The organism is Actinomyces lilanjuaniae, assembly GCF_003606385.1.
GTDB classification, from domain to species: Bacteria; Actinomycetota; Actinomycetes; order Actinomycetales; family Actinomycetaceae; genus Actinomyces; species Actinomyces lilanjuaniae.
On sequence record NZ_CP032514.1, the window covers coordinates 1,571,318 to 1,589,240 of the forward strand.

The 17,923-nt window shown below is 67.8% G+C and carries 13 protein-coding genes, 1 tRNA gene and 2 pseudogenes; 2 read left to right on the forward strand and 14 right to left on the reverse strand.

Annotated elements, in window-relative coordinates; genetic code table 11:
• Nucleotides 1-125: 125 nt before the first annotated feature.
• A complete protein-coding gene (locus tag D5R93_RS06725) occupies nt 126-599 on the forward strand; it encodes an RNA-binding S4 domain-containing protein (protein ID WP_119835069.1) in 474 nt (157 codons plus the stop codon).
• 125 nt (nt 600-724) lie between these two features.
• On the opposite strand, the gene D5R93_RS06730 is transcribed toward D5R93_RS06725, so the two are convergent.
• From D5R93_RS06730 to D5R93_RS06745, 4 genes are all read right to left on the reverse strand, one after another.
• Nucleotides 725-1,594 (reverse strand): HAD family hydrolase, encoded by an 870-nt coding sequence (locus tag D5R93_RS06730; RefSeq protein ID WP_120204468.1) that lies wholly within the window; start codon nt 1,592-1,594, stop codon nt 725-727.
• Nucleotides 1,595-1,915: 321 nt separating this feature from the next.
• Nucleotides 1,916-2,701, reverse strand: a complete 786-nt coding sequence (locus D5R93_RS06735) for a hypothetical protein (RefSeq protein ID WP_120204470.1) — start codon at nt 2,699-2,701, stop codon at nt 1,916-1,918.
• Nucleotides 2,702-3,019: 318 nt separating this feature from the next.
• Nucleotides 3,020-4,396, reverse strand: coding sequence for a glutamate--cysteine ligase (locus D5R93_RS06740; RefSeq protein ID WP_119835072.1), 1,377 nt, complete (start codon nt 4,394-4,396; stop codon nt 3,020-3,022).
• A 375-nt stretch (nt 4,397-4,771) separates the two neighbouring features.
• On the reverse strand, nt 4,772-6,085 hold the full coding sequence (locus tag D5R93_RS06745) for an anaerobic C4-dicarboxylate transporter family protein (RefSeq protein ID WP_120204472.1): 1,314 nt from the start codon (nt 6,083-6,085) through the stop codon (nt 4,772-4,774).
• Between the two features lie 265 nt (nt 6,086-6,350).
• Between D5R93_RS06745 and D5R93_RS06750 the strand changes: the two genes are divergently transcribed.
• A complete protein-coding gene (locus tag D5R93_RS06750; RefSeq protein WP_243106648.1) occupies nt 6,351-7,040 on the forward strand; it encodes a YdcF family protein in 690 nt (229 codons plus the stop codon).
• A 136-nt stretch (nt 7,041-7,176) separates the two neighbouring features.
• Here D5R93_RS06750 and D5R93_RS06755 read toward each other — a convergent pair.
• The 10 genes and pseudogenes from D5R93_RS06755 to D5R93_RS06800 form a co-directional block, all read right to left on the reverse strand.
• Nucleotides 7,177-7,250: transfer RNA gene (locus tag D5R93_RS06755), tRNA-Pro, on the reverse strand.
• Nucleotides 7,251-7,413: 163 nt separating this feature from the next.
• A complete protein-coding gene (locus tag D5R93_RS06760; RefSeq protein WP_119835075.1) occupies nt 7,414-7,719 on the reverse strand; it encodes a rhodanese-like domain-containing protein in 306 nt (101 codons plus the stop codon).
• 68 nt (nt 7,720-7,787) lie between these two features.
• Nucleotides 7,788-9,455, reverse strand: a pseudogene (gene pgi / locus D5R93_RS06765) (glucose-6-phosphate isomerase).
• A 371-nt stretch (nt 9,456-9,826) separates the two neighbouring features.
• Nucleotides 9,827-12,012, reverse strand: a pseudogene (gene der, locus D5R93_RS06770) (bifunctional cytidylate kinase/GTPase Der).
• A 203-nt stretch (nt 12,013-12,215) separates the two neighbouring features.
• Nucleotides 12,216-13,385: a prephenate dehydrogenase gene (locus tag D5R93_RS06775; RefSeq protein WP_120204475.1), complete on the reverse strand. Its 1,170-nt coding sequence runs from the start codon at nt 13,383-13,385 to the stop codon at nt 12,216-12,218.
• Nucleotides 13,382-14,350 (reverse strand): pseudouridine synthase, encoded by a 969-nt coding sequence (locus D5R93_RS06780; protein ID WP_205570012.1) that lies wholly within the window; start codon nt 14,348-14,350, stop codon nt 13,382-13,384. The genes D5R93_RS06775 and D5R93_RS06780 overlap by 4 nt, the downstream gene beginning before the upstream one ends.
• 39 nt (nt 14,351-14,389) lie before the next feature.
• Nucleotides 14,390-15,094: an SMC-Scp complex subunit ScpB gene (gene scpB / locus D5R93_RS06785; protein WP_119835079.1), complete on the reverse strand. Its 705-nt coding sequence runs from the start codon at nt 15,092-15,094 to the stop codon at nt 14,390-14,392.
• Complete coding sequence (locus tag D5R93_RS06790; protein ID WP_120204476.1) at nt 15,091-15,972, reverse strand: segregation and condensation protein A; 882 nt, start codon at nt 15,970-15,972, stop codon at nt 15,091-15,093. The genes scpB and D5R93_RS06790 overlap by 4 nt, the downstream gene beginning before the upstream one ends.
• Nucleotides 15,962-16,870: a ParA family protein gene (locus D5R93_RS06795; protein WP_205570013.1), complete on the reverse strand. Its 909-nt coding sequence runs from the start codon at nt 16,868-16,870 to the stop codon at nt 15,962-15,964. Before D5R93_RS06795 ends, D5R93_RS06790 begins: the two co-directional genes overlap by 11 nt.
• A gap of 112 nt (nt 16,871-16,982) precedes the next feature.
• Nucleotides 16,983-17,909 (reverse strand): site-specific tyrosine recombinase XerD, encoded by a 927-nt coding sequence (locus D5R93_RS06800; protein ID WP_120205879.1) that lies wholly within the window; start codon nt 17,907-17,909, stop codon nt 16,983-16,985.
• Between the last annotated feature and the right edge of the window lie 14 nt (nt 17,910-17,923).

The following is a 17,923-nucleotide window of genomic DNA, read 5'->3' on the forward strand; positions in this document are numbered from 1 at the left end:
GTACCGGCAGGGGTGGCGGACGCCGTGCTCGGAGACGCATCCTTCTCTTGCCACTGTCCCAGCCGATGCCCGACCCTGGGCTGGGACCGGCACGGCAGGGAGCCGGGAGACTAGAATTGACCCTGATGACTCGCGCTTCAGCACACAGGCACGGCCCGGCAAAGGTTCCTCGGCAGGCAGAGGAGGGCGACCCGACCTCAGTCCGTGTCGACGTGTGGCTGTGGAGTGTCAGACAGGTCAGGTCGCGGTCCGCTGCCACCGCCGCGTGCCGGGCCGGACACGTCCGCGTCAACGGCGACACCGCCAAGCCCTCCCAACACCTCGCGGTCGGGGACGAGGTTCGCCTGCGTGTCAACGGCTTTGACCGCTATCTTCGGGTCGAGCGCATCCTGGTCAAGCGCGTGGGTGCGCAGGTGGCACGTACGGCTTTCACCGACTTCTCCCCGCCCAGGCCCTCCCCCTTGGACGCTCCGGCAGCAGTAGTCCGCAGCCGGGGCGCTGGTCGGCCTACCAAGAAGGAGCGCCGCCAGCTTGACGCCCTCATGGGAGGTGGTCGTCGCAGAAGTACCACGTCTGCTCGCGACGACTCCGAGGCGTAGCCGGAAGTCATCAGCCGGCAGCTCCGCGCCCCTGCGTTCCTCGGAGCACTGCAGACCACCGCCTGTTCCTGTCCTGGCCCGCAGGACCCTCCCGAGCCCTTCCTGGCAGTGTGGTCGCACCCGGTTCAGGTGTCGCGACGGACCCGGGAGAGAAGCTCGTAGACCGTACGCAGGACGCCGTCCTCGGTGTGAGCGGGAGCGACGTGCGTGGCCACGGCACGAACCCCGGGATGCGCGTTACGCATCGCAAATCCCAGCGCAGCGTGCTCGTAGAGGTCGAGGTCGTTAAGGTAGTCGCCGAAGACCGCTGTCTGCTCTGGCGTCACTCCCAGACGGTTCTGCAAGGCGCGCAGAGCCCTTCCCTTGGAGACCTGGAAGGACATCATGTCCACCCAGTGCTGCCCTGAGACCACAGTCTGAGTCCCGGGAACAGCGGCTGCCAGCATCTGCGAGCTCCCGTCCTCAACGTCGCCGAAGTCAAAGACGGCTACTTTCAGGACGGAGTCCAAGCAGACCGACATGAGGTCGTCCACGACCTCCAGCTCCTTGTAGTAGAGGCTCACCTGCTCCAGGAAAGCCGGGTCCTGGCGCTCGATATAGGCACAGTGCTTGCACGCCAGCACCGCCCCCACGTCGTAGCTGTCGATACGCAGGTCCCTGACAGTGGTGATGGCAGCAGCCGCCTCCCGGGCACTGATGGTGTCAGAGTGAATCTCCTCCTGCCCCTGGACCACCAGGGCCCCGTTCTCTGCGATCACAGGACTGTCATCCACCTCTGGACCCAGGACGGAGCGGAGGTTAGCCAGCTGACGTCCCGACGCAGGAGCAAAGGTGACGCCGCTCGCCCGCATGTCGGACACGGCCTGAGCAAATCCAGGTGGAACTCTCCCCTCCCCGTCAACGAGGGTACCGTCCATGTCGCTGACAACAAGGCGTAAGTCGACACTGGCTGGCAGGGGCAGAAGAAGCTCGGGCTCGAGGGGCGCGTGTTCCACGGGGCTGATCCTCTCAGGGATCAGCCCCGTGAGGAAGATGAACCCGCTGGAGTCTCAGTGATCTGGGAGCCGGGAAGGCCGGGGCACTGTACGGACAGGCTGTCTCCCGATGTGGTCCCGAAGGTCTGGAAAGAGGCTCCTGGGAGGATAGGACGATACAGGGTGACGACAGCGGAAGGTCAGATGTCTCGTCGTCGGCGCATGAGGACGACGAGTCCGACGACAACCAGCGCCTGCGAGATAAAAGCCGCTGCCACACTGGCACCCGTGAGGGCTAATCCCTCGTCCATGGGCTCGTCCCCCGCCTGCGCAGCGGCCGTGTTAGAAGAGGACCCGAAGCGGGCGACGTCGCGCCATCACCGGGAGAGGTCGTGGGCGAGGAATCTTCGGTAGCCTGGGCAGAGGCGGACGGGTCCGCAGAAGGGTCCGCGCCAGAGCCGTTATCCCCGGGGACGAAGGTGCTGACGGCGTCGGGCTTCCTTCTGGCTGGGTACTGTCTGCTCCGGTCCCAGGGCCTGGCTGGGTGCCGGGGTCGGTCCCGGTGCCGGGGTCAGGACCCGGATCCTGCTGGCCACCAGGATCGGGATCGGTGCCGGGGTCGGTCCCGGTGCCGGGGTCAGGACCCGGATCCTGCTGGCCACCAGGATCGGGATCGGTGCCGGGGTCGGTCCCGGTGCCGGGGTCAGGACCCGGATCCTGCTGGCCACCAGGATCGGGATCGGTGCCGGGGTCGGTCCCGGTGCCGGGGTCAGGACCCGGATCCTGCTGGCCACCAGGATCGGGATCGGTGCCGGGGTCAGGGTCATCCTGGTCCTGCACCTGGTCCACGGTGACAATGGTGGCGTCATCCGGACCGGCGCCGTCGGTGTAGACAGCATGATCCCGGGTACCGCTCCAGCCAGAGGCAGCATCTCCGGAAGCAGCGGCGCCGACCACGCCCCAGGAGCCGGAAGTGCTACCGCTGCTCCTCGGGTCCTGGGAGGCTGCCGCTGGCTCGCTGCCGTGAGCGCTGCCCAGAAGGGCATACGGAGCTGCGGAGGCAGTGGTGGCAACGACAAGCGGCAGGACCGCCAGTGCGGTCACGGCTACGGCACGCTTGATCGTCATGAGTCAGTCATTCTCTCTGTCTGGGCTACGGCAACACGTAAACGGTTCCCGGAGGCTAATGGAGATCTGCGTCAGCGCGCAGCGGGCACGGACAGCTTGCGGGGTTCCTCTCTTCTACTCAACCACAATTGCCTCCCATGTGATACACCGCCAGATCGTGACCTTCCTGACTGTCGTCAGATGAGCTGGTGTACCAGTTTCTTCTTTGCTGCTGGCATCAGTCGCGGTTGGGGTACTACCGGCCAAAGACAGACGCTGCAGTTTAGCCGTTACCAGGCGCCTCGTCTCAGTGGCATGTGAATCGTATTAACTAATGGACTAGAAGGTGTTCTCAGTAAAAAGAGGGTCCAGTCTACCGTCCCAGGAGTCCCGGTAGCGCGCCAGCAGATACTGCGCCCTGGATATCCCACTCTCGACGATCTCCCTGAGCGGGTCGAGGAGGACAGACTCGTCCAGGCCGACACTGTCCAGGTGCGCCCGGGAACGAAGCCCGTCCTCGGCCAGCGCCAGCACGTCTCGGGCCACAGCCCTCAGCCTGCGGCCGCGCACGCTGGCCTCCAGTGCCAGGCGCGGTGCGTCTTCACGCAACTGCTGACGCTGTGCAGTTGTCCAGTCACGAACCAGGTCCCAGGCCGCCTCCAGGGAGGGCCGATGGTAGAGGATACCGGTGACGAGCGCAGGCAGGGCAGGGAGCAGGTCGGAGGCGACGGTGTCGGCGCCTCGCAGCTCCAGCACCCGCTTGAGGCGGACCTCCGGAAAGAGCGTGGACAGGTGGTTCTCCCAATCCCCCAGGGTAGGGTGCTCACTGCTGCCAGGATGCCGCCCCTCCAGCAGGTCACGAAAGGTGCCACCAGTCGCGTCGTAATAGACCTCGCCTCGTTTGACGAAGTACATAGGAACGTCCAGGGCATAGTCCACGTAGCGCTCGAAGCCCATGGAGCGCTCGAAGGCGAAGGGAAGCATGCCAGTACGCTGCGGATCCGTGTGGGTCCAGATGTGGGAGCGTGTGGACAGCATGCCGCTGGGGGCTGCGTCAAGAAAGGGCGAGTTGGCAAACAGAGCCGTGATCAGCGGCTGGAGAGCCAGTGACACCCGCAGCTTGGTCACCATGTCAGCCTCGTCGCAGAAGTCCATGTTGACCTGAACGGAGGCGGTGCGCAGCATCATGTCCAGGCCTAGGGTGCCGACTCTGGGCATGTGACGGGACATGATGGCGTAGCGGCTCTTAGGCATCAGCGGCACCTGGGAACGGGGCCAGGTGGGAGCCGCTCCCAGGCTGAGAAACCCTATACCCAGGGAGCGGGCCAGAGGCAGGGTACGAGCCAGGTGGTCCCTGAGCTCAGCCGCAGTATCGTGCAGGCTGGACACGGGAGCTCCTGACAGCTCCAGCTGTCCCCCGGGCTCCAGGGAGATCGCTCCCGCACCGTTGCCGTCGGCCAGGCCGATCAGGTGGGGACCGTCCGTAATGGGCTGCCAGCCCGTGCCCTGCTGGAGCCCTTCAAGCAGGTGGCGCACGCCCGGACGGTGATGGTCACCCATATAGGAGACCGGAGCGTGGTCACGCAGATAGAAGGGGATCTTCTCGTGCTCGGTGCCTATCCGGACGCTGTCAGCGGACTTGCAGCCCTCTGCTATCCAGGCGACAAGATCGTCGCGGCTCTCAACAGGCAGAGAGTTGTCAGTGTCACGGGCCATACCAGTCTCCTTCAGATGCCTGCTGGTCAGCACCCTGGGTAGCCAGAGCAGGACCGATTGGCTCGGTGCAGCCCTAGCCGCTGTGCACCGCAGGTGCGGCATGCGCCGTATCCTGCACGCAGGAGCGTCCTAGCGCAAGAGGCATCCCGGAAGAAGGCCTGCCGCGAGAGCCTGCCAAGGCTGTCTACGCCCTGCGTGACGAGCGTACGCCCGGGCGCAGCCGTTCTGCGAGGACTCGGCAGACCTAGCCCCGGCACACCGACGGCGCGCCCCCACGAGCACCACACGCAGCAGCCTGGCACGCTCGCCCCACCTGCACGACCTCCGCGATCCCGCGCAGTAGGGCACAAGACTCTCGCGTGGCCAAAAACTCCGTCAGCCAAGGACAAGGGGGGCGATCAGGAAGCTCAGCGCGATACATACGACGATCGACACCGTCCCGGGCAGGACAAAGGGGTGAGCAAGCACGTTGGAGCCCACCCGGGTAGAGCCGGTGTCGTCCATCTCCATGGCTGCCACCGTCGTCGGGTAGTTCGGCAGCAGGTAGTAGTTCGCCACGGCAGGGTAGCTGGCGACCAGCGCGACCGGAGACAGCCCGAGACCGACCATGAGCGGCATGAAGGCACGCGTGGTTGCCGCGTGGGAGAACATGAGGGGAGCCGCGAAGTAGAAGAACACGGCAGCCAGCCAGGGCATAGCCTGCATAGGCCCGGACAGCGCGTCAGAGATAGTCTCCTCGTAGTGGTTGACAAAGGTGTTGCCGAGCCAGGCCAGACCCAGGATGCACACCGCAGCGGTCATGCCCGCGCGGAAGGTGTCCTGGCTGGCGATCGAGTTCGTGGGCTTCCTGGCAACCATGCAGATGACAGCGGCGGTGGCCAGCATGATCGTCATGATGGCGGCGGTTGACGCGATGGGCGGGTCAGAGATGATGCCCAGCTCGGGGGAGCTCACCGTCGCGTAGACGACGACAAGGACCAGCGCCGCTAGGAAGATGACCAGACCGGGGACTGCGCTACGGCGGGCGACGTAGGAGGTAGAGGCGGCGGCGCTGGACTTGACAAGTCCGTCGGCCTTACGCTGCTGGTAGACGGGGTCGTCCGCCAGCTCCGACCCCTGCCGGGAGGCGACCACGGCGCCCACCGCGCACCCGATGAAGGTGGTGGGCACGACGACGGCCAGGCACTGCAGGTAGCTGACGTGCACGGGCTCCAGGGCAACTACCAGTGCCACCATGGCGGCTGAGATGGGCGAGGCCGCTACCCCTACCTGCGAGGCGACCACGGCGATGGACAGGGGCCTGGAGGGCCGGATGTCGTGCTCCTTGGCGACATCGACAATCACAGGGATGACCGAGTAGGCGGTGTGCCCGGTCCCGCACATCATCGACATGACGAAGGTGACGAACGGCGCCAGGTAGACGATCTGCCTGGGGTGACGGCGCAGCATCACCTCGGTGAGGTGGATGAGGTGGTCCATGGATCCAGCCACCTGGAGCGCGGCAACGGTACAGATCACCGACATGATGATGCCGATGACCTCCCAGGGGGCGGCGTCGGCATCGACACTCACCCCGGTGGCTGCCAGGACCACGATGCCAGCAGCCCCGGCCAGGCCGATACCGATGCCTCCCAGCCGGGCACCGACGACGATGAACAGGAGAACGACAAGGAGATGGAACCAGATCACGAGTCTGCTCCTTCAGGTGTCAGACAATGGCTTCACCAGCGAAGCGGTGCGTCTTCCCCTGCACACGTGTGCCCGGAACAGGCTGATACCTGTCACTTACTGTCACTGCCGTGCAGGACGCGACGTGGTGTTAGTGTACTCTCCGCTCCTGCGTGACGGGAAGGCCTTCTTTCAGGACAACAGCAGGGAAAGGTAGTGACGTAGGGGCTGCACGCACCGGAGAGGCCGACCCACGCGCCGGGGTGGGGGGCGGTAGCCTGCCCAGGTGAGCACCCCCGGTCTACATGTCCTTCAGGTGGCAGGAGGCGCTGTGCTCATAGCCCTGGCCGTGGCCACCGCTGCCGAGCTCGTCCACCTCAGCGCCTCACGGTGGTACCTAGGCCAGGACCCGGCAGGCGAGAAGGACGCCCGCGAGGTCGTCGTAGTCCTCGGCCACGCGGACGCCGGCGTGACAGCAGGTCATGTCAACCGTCGTCGCGCTGTCTACGCTCTGCGCTCCCGGACAGGACCACACTCGTTGCTGGTTGCCAGCGGCGGCAGCGTGGCCGGGCCTGTTGCCGAGGCGGAGCTGCTGGCCGGGTACGCCCGCGCCCTGGGCTACACCGGGGGGCTCCTTACCGAGACACGCAGCAGGTCTACGTGGGAGAACATCCGCAACGTCATCCCGGTCCTAGAAAGCGCCCAGCGCATCGTCATTGTCTCTGACGCCGTGCACGCGGCCAAGGCCCGGCGCCTCCTACACATGCAGCGTCCTGACCTGGCGGCCCGGCTGGCTCGGGCTGAGGACTACCGTCCCGGGGAGGACCTGCTCCTCAAGGTACCGAGCGCAGTGCTGGGAACAGCGGACCTCCTGAGCACCTACCTGGCACCCAGGCTGGTGGCCAGCCCAGCCTGGGTCCGCAGACGGGTGCACCGTAGAAGGCCAGCGAGAGAACTCAGTCCGAAGAGGAGATAAGGGCGAGCACAAGGTCGCCACAAAGTAGTCACACACCTGAGGCGTCCAGGGGCGGGCGGCCAAGGACAACCGCTGTCCCTACGCGCACGGCTCCAAGAAAAGAGGGTCGCTGTCCGGCTGGCAGCGACCCTGCCCGTCGGGCTGGCGGGATTTGAACCCACGACCCCTTGACCCCCAGTCAAGTGCGCTACCAAACTGCGCCACAGCCCGTTTCCAGCAGTCTCAGCCGCCCGGAACGAGAAGAACTCTAGCCCATGACGGGGCCTGCCCCGAAATCCGGCGGTGGTGACGCCAGTCACCACTAATTGACCGTGTACCGTCGGGCTGCGGTTCAGAGACCTTGGCACCGCGGCACCGTGCCTGGAGCCGCCTCTCATCCAGCCTGCTGCTCCAACCAGGCCTTCATGCCGCCGGTGACGTTGAGGAGTCCACCCTCGTATCCCGCATCGGTCAAGGCCTGGATCGCACGGGCGGAGCGCACTCCCCCAGCACAGACCACCGCAGTGGTCCGGGAGGGGTCGAGCTCGTTCCTGCGCTCCACGACCTGTCCCAGGGGGATACTCACTGAGCCGTCAATAGCAGCCTCAGCCACCTCGTGGGACTCACGCACGTCGAGCACCACCAGGTCCTCCCCCGACTCTAGTCGCCTGCGCAATTCGGTAGCGCTGATCTCCTGCATCGGGGGTCCTCCTGGTAACTGGTGCCCTGGTTGGCGATAGTGCCTAGTCTAGGCGAGCGGGAAGGCGTCTACCCCTGCTCCCGTAGCTGGCGGTAGCGGGTGATGAGGCCGCGGGTGGAGGCGTCCTGGGCCTCCAGCGCGGCAGCGTCACCCTGGACTGCGGGGGCGATCTCCAGGGCGAGCTTCTTGCCCAGCTCCACGCCCCACTGGTCGAAGGAGTCGATCCCCCACACGATCCCCTGGGTGAAGGTGATGTGCTCGTACAGGGCGATGAGCTGACCCACCACGGAGGGGGTCAGCGCCGGGGCCAGGATCGACGTCGTCGGCCTGTTGCCGGGGAAGACCCGGGCCGGGACAATCTCCTCACGCGTGCCCTCGGCGCGCACCTCCTCCGCGGTCTTGCCGAAGGCCAGGGCCGCGGTCTGGGCCAGGTAGTTGGACAGGAACAGCTCGTGGACGTCCGTGTCTCCATCCTTGGCGGGATGGGCGGGGTGGCCACGGCGATGAAGTCGGCCGGAACAAGCTGAGTGCCCTGGTGGATAAGCTGGTAGAAGGCGTGCTGGCCGTTGGTTCCCGGCTCCCCCAGAAGACCTCTCCGGTCCCGGTGGTTACCGGGAGCCGTCCCAGCGCACGGACTTGCCGTTGGACTCCATGGTCAGCTGCTGGAGGTAGGCCGGGAAGCGGTGCAGGTACTGGGCGTAGGGCAGCACGGCGTGGGACGCGGCGTGGAAGAAGTTGACGTACCAGACGTTGAGCAGCCCCATGAGCATAGGGACGTTGTCAGCCGGCGCCCTGGTGGCAAAGTGCTCGTCCACGGTACGGAACCCGCTGAGCAGCTCGGCAAAGCGCTCCGGGCCGACCGCCACCGCCAGCACCGTTCCCACGGCGGAGTCCACGGAGTAGCGCCCGCCCACCCAGCTCCAGAACCCGAAGGCGTTGTCCGGGTCAATTCCGAACTCGGCCACCTTGTCCAAGGCGGTGGATACGGCCACGAAGTGCCTGGCAATGGCACCCTCGGTGCTGATGCCTCGGTCCTGGAGCGCACCGAGGAACCAGTCGCGGGCCATGCGGGCGTTGGTCAGCGTCTCCAGGGTGGTGAAGGTCTTGGAGGCGACAATGAACAGCGTGGTCTCCGGGTCGAGGTCGGCGACCTTCTCCGCGCAGTCGGCCGGGTCTATGTTGGAGATGAACCGGCACTCCAGGCCCTCCTGGACGTAGGGCCGCAGAGCCTCGTAGACCATGACCGGCCCTAGGTCGGAGCCGCCGATACCGATATTGACCACCGTGGTGATCGGCCTGCCGGTCACTCCCGTCCACTCCCCCGAGCGCACACGCCGGGCGAACGCGTAGACCCGCTCCAGCACCTCGTGGACATCGGCCACGACATTGCGCCCCTCTACCACCAGGCTGTCGGTAGCAGGTCTGCGCAGAGCGGTGTGGAGCACGGCACGGTCCTCGGTGACGTTAATGTGATCTCCGGCATACATGGCGTCACGGCGCCCGGGAACGTCAACCTGCTCGGCCAGCTCGGCCAGGGCAGCCAGCACCTCGTCAGTGACCAGGTTCTTGGACAGGTCCACGTAGAGGTCACCGAGCTGGTAGGAGAGGCGCTCGGCACGCCCCGGGTCCTCAGCGAACCAGGTGCGCAGGTCGGGGGTGAGGGCGTCGTGGAGCCCGCTCAGGCGCTGCCAGGCAGGTGTGGTGGTGGGGTCAACAGGTGTCTGCGTTGTCGGCATGTGGCCAGTCTAGAGCGTCTACCACGGTGACCAGGTGGAAGACCTAGTAGATCAGCGGGAGCAGCCCGGCAGGACTGGTGGCAGCCGACGACCCGCTGCTGCGCACCTACCGTGACGGGGGCGTTCCCGGGTGGAGCGTGGGATCTTGGCACGCCGTTGGCCGCGGCTCATCCGACGTTCACAGGCCCATTCTGTCAAGAATGGCCACAAACGAGTTCGACGGAGGGCGGAGGGTTCCCGAGAACCTTGGAATCATGCGGGAACGAAACCACGAAAAGAGGACGGCTCTGTCGTTTGTGGCCGATTTTGACACTCCAGTCGCTAACACTGGGGTGTCAACCTGGCCTCGTGCACTACAGGCTCACTCAGTTCTACCCGCGACCTTGGCGCCGTTGGTTCCGCTTCTCCCGCACGCGCACGCTCATCTGGATGGGTGAGCCGGTGAAGCCGAACTCCTCCCGCAGGCGGCGCTCGATGAAACGGCGGTAGCCTGCGTCGAGGAACCCGGTAGTGAAGATGACGATCCGCGGCGGTGCCACCTGGGCCTGGGTGGCAAAGAGGATGCGCGGCTGCCTGCCACCGCGCACCGGGTGGGGCGTGGCGGACTGCAACTGGCCCAGGAACCCGTTGAGCCTGCCCGTGGGCACGCGGGTGGTCCACCCCTCTAGCGCGGTGTCTAGCGCCCGAACTAGTCGGTTGGTGTGCCACCCGGTACGCGCGGCCAGATTGATGTGGGGAGCCCAGGAAACATGGGCTAGGTCACGCTCCGTCTCCCAGCGCAGGGCCTTCTGGCGGTCCTGGTCCACCAGGTCCCACTTGTTATTGACCAGGACCAGCGCACGCCCGGCGTCCACCACCTGCTGGATGACGCGCACGTCCTGCTCGGTGACCGGCTCGGAGGCGTCCAGGAGCACCACGGCCACCTCTGCCTTGTCAATGGCTCCCTGGGTACGCAGAACGGCATAGTAGTCCGCTCCCCGCGCCTGGCGTACCCGTCGCCGGATCCCGGCGGTGTCCACCAGGACCCAGGCCCGCCCGTCTAGCTCGATGACCTCGTCCACCGGGTCACGGGTAGTGCCCGCGACCTCGTTGACCACGACTCTCTGGGAGCCTGCGATAGCGTTGAGCAGGGAGGACTTTCCTACATTGGGCCGTCCCACCAGGGCGACACGGTGCAGCCCCTCCTCAGGCTGGGCCGCAGCGACGGCGGAGACCTCCGGCAGGACGGCCACAGCCGCGTCCAGTACCTCGCCCGCACCGCGCCCGTGCAGCGCGGAGACAGGGTAGGGCTCGCCCAGTCCCAGCCCCCACAGCGCAGCGGCGTCACCCTCCTGGGCGGAGGAGTCAACCTTGTTTGCGGCCAGGACGACCGGCTTGCCGCTGCGACGCAGCATGGTGACCACCCTGGCGTCGGTCTCAGTGATCCCCACCTGGGCGTCCACGACGAGCAGGACGGCATCGGCCATCTGCACCGCCGCCTCCGCCTGGTTGGCCACGGCGGCCTCCAGACCGGCCACGTCCACCTCCCAGCCGCCGGTGTCCACGATAGTGAAGCGGCGTCCGGCCCACTCCGCCGGGTAGGACACCCGGTCACGGGTGACTCCCGGGGTGTCCTGGACGACAGCGACGCGGCGGCCCAGGACCCGATTCACCAGGGTGGACTTGCCTACGTTGGGGCGCCCGATAACCGCCAGGACCGGCAGGCCAGGCTCGACCTGGTCCTCCGTGGAGGTCCCCTCCTCCCCTTGAGAAGAGCACGGTCTTCCTCGTTGAGATCGTAGCCCTCCAGGTCCTCGCGCATGGCCCGGGCTCGGGCGGTCTCCTGGGAGTGCTGAGCCACCTGGGGCGCTGCTGCCTGGCTCACCGCCGACTCGACCAGGTCGAGGACCCGGGTGACCGACTCATCCAGGGTGAGCCCGGAGGTGTCCACCAGGGTGACCCCCTCGGCAGCAGTGAGGAACTGGGACACGGTGGCGTCATCGCGGTCGCGGCGTACCACCTGGTCACGCAGGTCGGCTTCATCGACCTTCCTTCCCGCCGCCTCCAGGTCGCCTGCGCGCCGAGCCAGCCGGGCCTCCTCGGAGGCGGTCAGCAGCAGGCGCACCTCGGCCTCGGGGGCGATCACCGTGGTGACATCACGACCCTCGGCCACGACTCCTGCCCCGCGGGAGAAGGAGGAGGAGAGCCCTTCCCGCTCCGCGGCGATGATCTCACGCTGGAGCCGGGCCAGCTCCGCACGGATCTCCAGGTTGGTCGCTACCTGGGAGACCACCTGGGAGATGCGGGGGTCGCGGATCTCCTGGGTGATGTCGGTCCCGCCGCACAGCACACGGGGAGCATCCGGGTCGAGCCCCACCTCCAACGGCATCGTCGCCACCGTACGGGCAGCTGCTGCGCCGTCAGAGAGGTCAGTACCCTGCTGCTGGCACCACCATGCGGCTGCCCGGTACATGGAACCGGTGTCCAGGTAGGCCAGTCCTAGCCGTGCGGCCACCGTCCTGGAGACCGAGGACTTCCCTGACCCGCTCGGCCCGTCAACGGCCACGACAATTCCCATTGCGCTCCTCCAGGTTCAGCCAACAGGCGCAAGCGTCCCACATCGCGGTGCCACGGCGTGGCCTTAGCCCGGATGAGGCAGCACACAGGCAGGCTGCCTCGACCCCGACCGGCTGACAGAAACGTCATGGGACACCATGCTGCCTGCTGTCCTATGACATTTCTGTCGCCTGTCTGCTGTCTCGGGAGGGTGGGAGGCGACTCCTAGGTGACTACCACCCGCCAGCCCCGCTGGTCCAGGGCCTCCTCCAGGCCCTGCGCGGCGCTGGGCAGCACCGAGACCACAGCCAGGCCCACGCTCTGCCCGGCCGAGTGCTCCAGGGCGAAGTCCTCGATATTGACACCGACCTCGCCAATGTCGGCAAAGAGCCTGCCCAGGGAGCCGACGGAGTCAGGCACGAGCACCTGGACCTCACGGTAGCGCCGCGGGGCGCCTCCGTGCTTGCCCGGAATACGTGCCCGGCCACGACCACCTCGGGTCATAAGGTCACTGACAGCGCCAACAGCCCCCGGGGCGAGCGTGGAGGCGTCACCCCGCCCTGTGTCGCCAGGATAGCCAGGGCTGCCGGGCTCGAAGACGGCGGCCTCCACACCGCGCAGCAGCAGGTCCAGGTCCTCGCGCAGCTCGCGCAGCAGCCCGGCCACCGGGGCGGCGTTACCGACGATGATGGCCGACCACAGCCTCGGGTCGGAGGCCGCCACACGTGTCACGTCCCGGAGACCCTGCCCGGCCAGCGCCAGGGCGGAGTCGCTGGCCTTCTCCAGGCGGGCAGCCACCAGGGAGGAGACCAGCTGGGGGAGGTGGGAGACTGCCGCCACCGCGACGTCGTGCTCAGCAGCCCCCATGCGCACCGGCGTGGCGCCGACGTCGGTCGCCAGGCTGCGCACCACCAGCTCGGCCGAGGGATCAGCCCCCTCCCCCACGACCACCCAGGGCCTCCCGGCGAAAAGGTCGGAGTCGGCGCTGCCCGCCCCGGAGCGCTCCCGCCCGGCCATCGGGTGGCTGCCCACGTACCGACGTGCCGCCTGGTCGGCACGGGCACGGACCTCTGTAGCGACCTGCTCCTTGACGGAGGCCACGTCCGTGACCACGGCCCGGGGATGGGCCGCCAGCTGGCGCACCACCACGTCGGCGGCCACGTCCGGCGGGGTAGCCACGACCACTATCCGGGGCTCGGCGTCTACCTCCAGGCGCGGCCGTCCAGCGCCCATGTCCCGGGCCAGGGACAGGCTGGTCGGCGAGCTGTCCTCCAGCTGGACCTCGACCCCTGCCGACGTCAGCGCCAGAGCCAGGGAGGTGCCCAGCAGCCCGGTCCCCACGACGAGCACGGGCCCCTTCGTGGACACCGGCTGCGCCCCGTGCTCCCCGCTCACAGCCCGACCTCACGTTGGAGCGCCGCGACCTCGTCCTGCGTCAGAGCCCTGACCTGGCCGGGAGCAAGCCGACCTAGGCCCAGCGGCCCCAGCCTGGTCCGAACCAGCCGCGTCACCGGGTGCCCCACTGCGTCCAGCATGCGCCTGACGACCCGGTTGCGCCCACAGTGGAGGGTGACCTCCACGATCGAGCCCCGCGCACTGGTGTCCTTGACCGTGACCCGGTCCGCCTGGACGGGACCGTCGTCGAGCTCGATGCCTTGCCTCAGCCTTCGCGGGACCCAGCGCTCGACCTCCCCCTCAACAACGGCGACGTAGGTCTTGGCGATCTCGAAGCGGGGGTGCATAAGCCGGTGGGAGAGCTCCCCGTCGTTGGACAGCAGGAGAAGGCCCTCGGTCTGAGTGTCCAGGCGTCCCACGTGGACCAGGCGTGTGGCCGGGGACAGCTCGGAGTGGTCGGCTAGGTAGTCACGGGCGTAGCGGGCGACGGTGGGCCGCCCCTGCGGGTCCTCCATGGTGGTGACCACACCTGCAGGCTTGTGGAGGACAAGCGTGAGCAGCCCCGGGTCGGTGAGCACCCGGGAGCCGTCCACCCGGATCTCCTGGTTAAGCGGGTCCACCCGCAGCCCGGGCTCGGTGACGACAACCCCACCGACACTGACCCGTCCGGCGGCGATCATTGCCTCACAGACGCGGCGGGAGGCCACCCCGGCATGGGCCAGGACCTTTTGAAGACGCTGCCCGCCAACCACGTGCGGGTCATCGGCCCCACCGCGCGCTGTCCGTGCCCGCTCGGCAAGCATCCGGGTCTCCTCGTCCTCGGCGACCGCCTCGGAGTCGAAGGCGGCCAGGGCCTTGGCACCAGCGTCCTCACCCAGGTCCTCGACGTCGTCGTCATCGTAGAACTCCTCCGCGCCGAGTTCTCCTACCGGTCCCAGCCCGGGACTGCTCAGTCTGTCCGCCACTGCCTCTCCTTTCTGTCAGGTTGCCGGGTCTGCCGCCCCTCACCGGTCAGCACGTCCGCCTGCCTCCTGCACACCTGCCGGGCTCGTCAGCTCGCTGACCTCGTCGTCCAGGTCCGCCAGGTCCTCCTGAGCGGGGAGATAGGGTGCCAGCGCGGGCAGCTCCTCCAAGGAGCTGATACCTAGGTACTCCAGGAACTCGGCGCTGGTGCGGTAGAGGACCGCCCCGGAGGACTCGGTGCCGTCCTCCTCAATGAGCCCGCGGGCGCGGAGGGTCCGTACCACACCGTCCACGCTAACCCCCCGGACGGCAGCGACCCTGCTCCTGGTGACAGGCTGACGGTAGGCGATGACTGCCAGGGTCTCCAAGGCGGCCTGCGACAGCCTGGCCGTGGCGCTGCCGACAACGAAGCGCTCCACCACCTCGCTGTAGCGGGCACCCGAGGCCAGCCGCCAGCCTTCACCCACCTGCTGCAGGACGAAGCCGCGCTCACGGCTGCCGGGCACCTCCCCGCGGTACTCGGAAGCGAGCCCCTCCAGGAGCGCCCGGGTCTCCTCCTGACCCAGGTCGAGGGCCTGCGCCAGGGCAGCGGTGGTCACCGGCTCGTCGGCCACGACCAGCACCGCCTCCACAGCACCGCGCAGCCCGACCTGGTGCGGTGTGCCCGGTGCGGCCGTGGCCGTCTCCTGGTCGGTGGCCCCGGTCCCGCCGCCAGGTGCGAGAGCACGCACCTGGGCCTGTGTCATGAGAACTCCTCCTCCACGTCAGCCTCTACTATGCCCTCCAGATCCTCCTGGTCGGCACACCAGGTCACCGTGATCTCACCCATGGCCTCCGTCTGCTCCAGCTCGGCGCTACCCTGACGGTGCAGCAGGAGCAGCCCCAGGAATCGCGCGACGACCACGGCAACCCTGTCGGCGTCGTGGGTCAGCTCGGTAAAGGTCAGGCGGCCATGACGCCTGAGCCGCTCAGCGACAAGCCCTGTCTGCTCGCCCACGGCGACCCGCTCATGGAGGTGGAGGGTCTGGACGCCCGGGTCCCTGGGACGGCTCAGGGCCGAGGCCGCGGCACGGGCCAGCTCCTCAGGTGTCACGGTGGCGACCAGAGGGGGCATCAGGGCGGCCAGGCGGGGGTCCAGGCTGACCAGGCGCGGGTAGCTGCGCGAGGCGGCCTCGGCCAGCTCCCGGAAGGCTCCTGCCGCCTCCTTGAAGGCCCGGTACTGCAGGAGCCTGGCGAATAGGAGGTCGCGCGCCTCCAGCAGCTCCAGGTCTGGGTCCTCCTCGTCCTCCTCCCGGGGCAGCAGCCGGTGCGCCTTGAGCGCCAGCAGCGTGGCAGCCACAACGAGGAACTCGGAGGCGTGCTCCAGGTCCCCGTCGGAGCGCATGTAGGCGATAAAGTCGTCAGTAACCTCGGCCAGGGCCAGCTCGGTGACGTCCAGGCGCCTACGGGCGATCAGGCTGAGCAGCAGGTCAAAAGGCCCCTCGAACTGCGGCAGGGCGACGCTGAATCCCGGCAGCCGGACAGTCGTCTGCGTCCCGGTAACCTCCTGGTTCGGGGCCGGACCATGCGGCTGGTGCCTGGAGGTAGCGGGGTCCCTGGCAGGCGTCAGGGGCTCAGGCGACATCGCCGCGGGCGATGACCTCGCGGGCCAGACGACGGTAGGCCTTGGCACCCGGGTGGGAGGGGGCGTAGCTCGTGATCGGCTCACTGGCTACGGAGGCGTCAGGGAACTTGACAGTACGCCGGATACGTGTGTCCAGGAGCAGCTCGCCGAAGGCCTCCTCCAGGCGCTCCAGGACCTCCCGAGAATGCAGCGTCCGGGTGTCCACCATGGTCGCCAAGATGCCGTCGATCGTGAGGCTGGCGTTGAGGCGGTCCTTGACACGCTCCACCGTCTCCACCAGGAGGGCGACGCCGCGCAGCGCGAAGAACTCAGTCTCCAGGGGGATAATAACCCCGTGGGAGGCCGTTAACGCGTTGACGGTGAGCAGCCCCAGGGAGGGCTGGCAGTCCACGAGCACGACGTCGTAGTCGTCCAGGACAGGACGGAGCACCCTCTTGAGAGCCTGTTCGCGGGCTACCTCGTTGACCAGCTGGACCTCGGCTGCGGACAGGTCGATGTTGGCCGGGACGATGTCCAGGTCCGGGACCGTGGTGGGGTGTATGACCGTACGCACGTCGGGGTGCGCCGCCACCAGATGGTCGTAGATGGTGGACTCCAGCTCGTGGGCGTTGATACCCAGGCCGGCTGAGGCGGCCCCCTGTGGGTCGAAGTCCACGATGAGCACCCGGCGCCCGTACTCGGCCAGGGCAGCTCCCAGGTTGATAGTGGTCGTAGTCTTGCCCACCCCGCCCTTCTGGTTGCACATGGACACGACACGGGCAGGACCGTGGGAGACCAGGGGCTCAGGAACAGCAAAGGCTCTCTCCTCAGCCTCTTCAGACTCCTCAGACTCCTCAGCCTCCTCAGCCTCCTCAAAGGTGGGCAGGTCGTACAGTCCGGACTGGTCGGTGTCGCTCACGTCTCCCAGACTAGCCGACACCCCAGTGCTGACGCCCGCACCCCGGAGACACGCCCCGTTGCCCGGCTGCTGAGCCACGGACCGGCCACGACCGGCCGCGCGTCCTGGACGCCTAGTCGCGTGCCCTGGGATGGCTGGTCGCGTAGACCTCCCGCAGGTGGTCTACAGTCACCTTGGTGTAGACCTGGGTCGTTGTCACTGAGGCGTGCCCCAGCATCTCCTGGACCACGCGTATGTCCGCTCCCCCGGACAGGAGGTGCGTGGCGAAGGAGTGACGCAGCGTGTGCGGGGAGACGTGACGCTGCCCGGCCACGTCCTGGCCGCCAGACAGGCCTGCCCGTCGGGCCGCAGCCTGCAGGACGGCCCACGCGCTCTGCCTGCTCAGGGGCCTGCCCAGCGTGTTGAGGAACACCTCTGGTACTCCCCGACCCTTCTCCGCCAGGACCGGCCTGCCGCGCACCAGGTAGGCCTCCAGGGCCGTCCAGGCGTAACCCCCGACCGGCACGACCCGCTCCTTGCGGCCCTTCCCGAACAGGCGCAGGACACCGGAGCCGGGATCCAGGTCGTCGACGACCAGGCCCACGGCCTCGGAGATCCGCGCCCCCGTGGCGTAGAGCACCTCCAGCAGCGCCCGATCACGCAGGCTGACCGGGCTGTCTCCGCTGCCAGCGGCCTCCAGGAGACGACCGACCTCCTCAATGCTGAGCGCCTTGGGCAGACGCCGCCCCAGCTGAGGAGGCCGCACGCCAGCAGCCGGGTCCTCGCTCGTGGTTCCCTCTTCCAGGAGGAAGCGGTGCCAGCCACGCACCGCCGTGAGCGTCCGGGAGGCTGAGGAGACAGCCAGGGTGCGCGCGCCATCAGCGCCTGTGCGCAGCGCCTCCAGGAAGCTGCTGACGTGCTCGGGGGTGGCTGAGGCGGGATCGTGCACGCCGCTGTGGCGCAGGTAGCGGGTGTAGCGGGCCAGATCCCGCTCGTAGGCCGACAGCGTGTGAGGGCTCAGGCCCCGCTCGACCCGCAGGTGCGCGAGGTACCCCCGCAGCGCGCGCTCCAGGG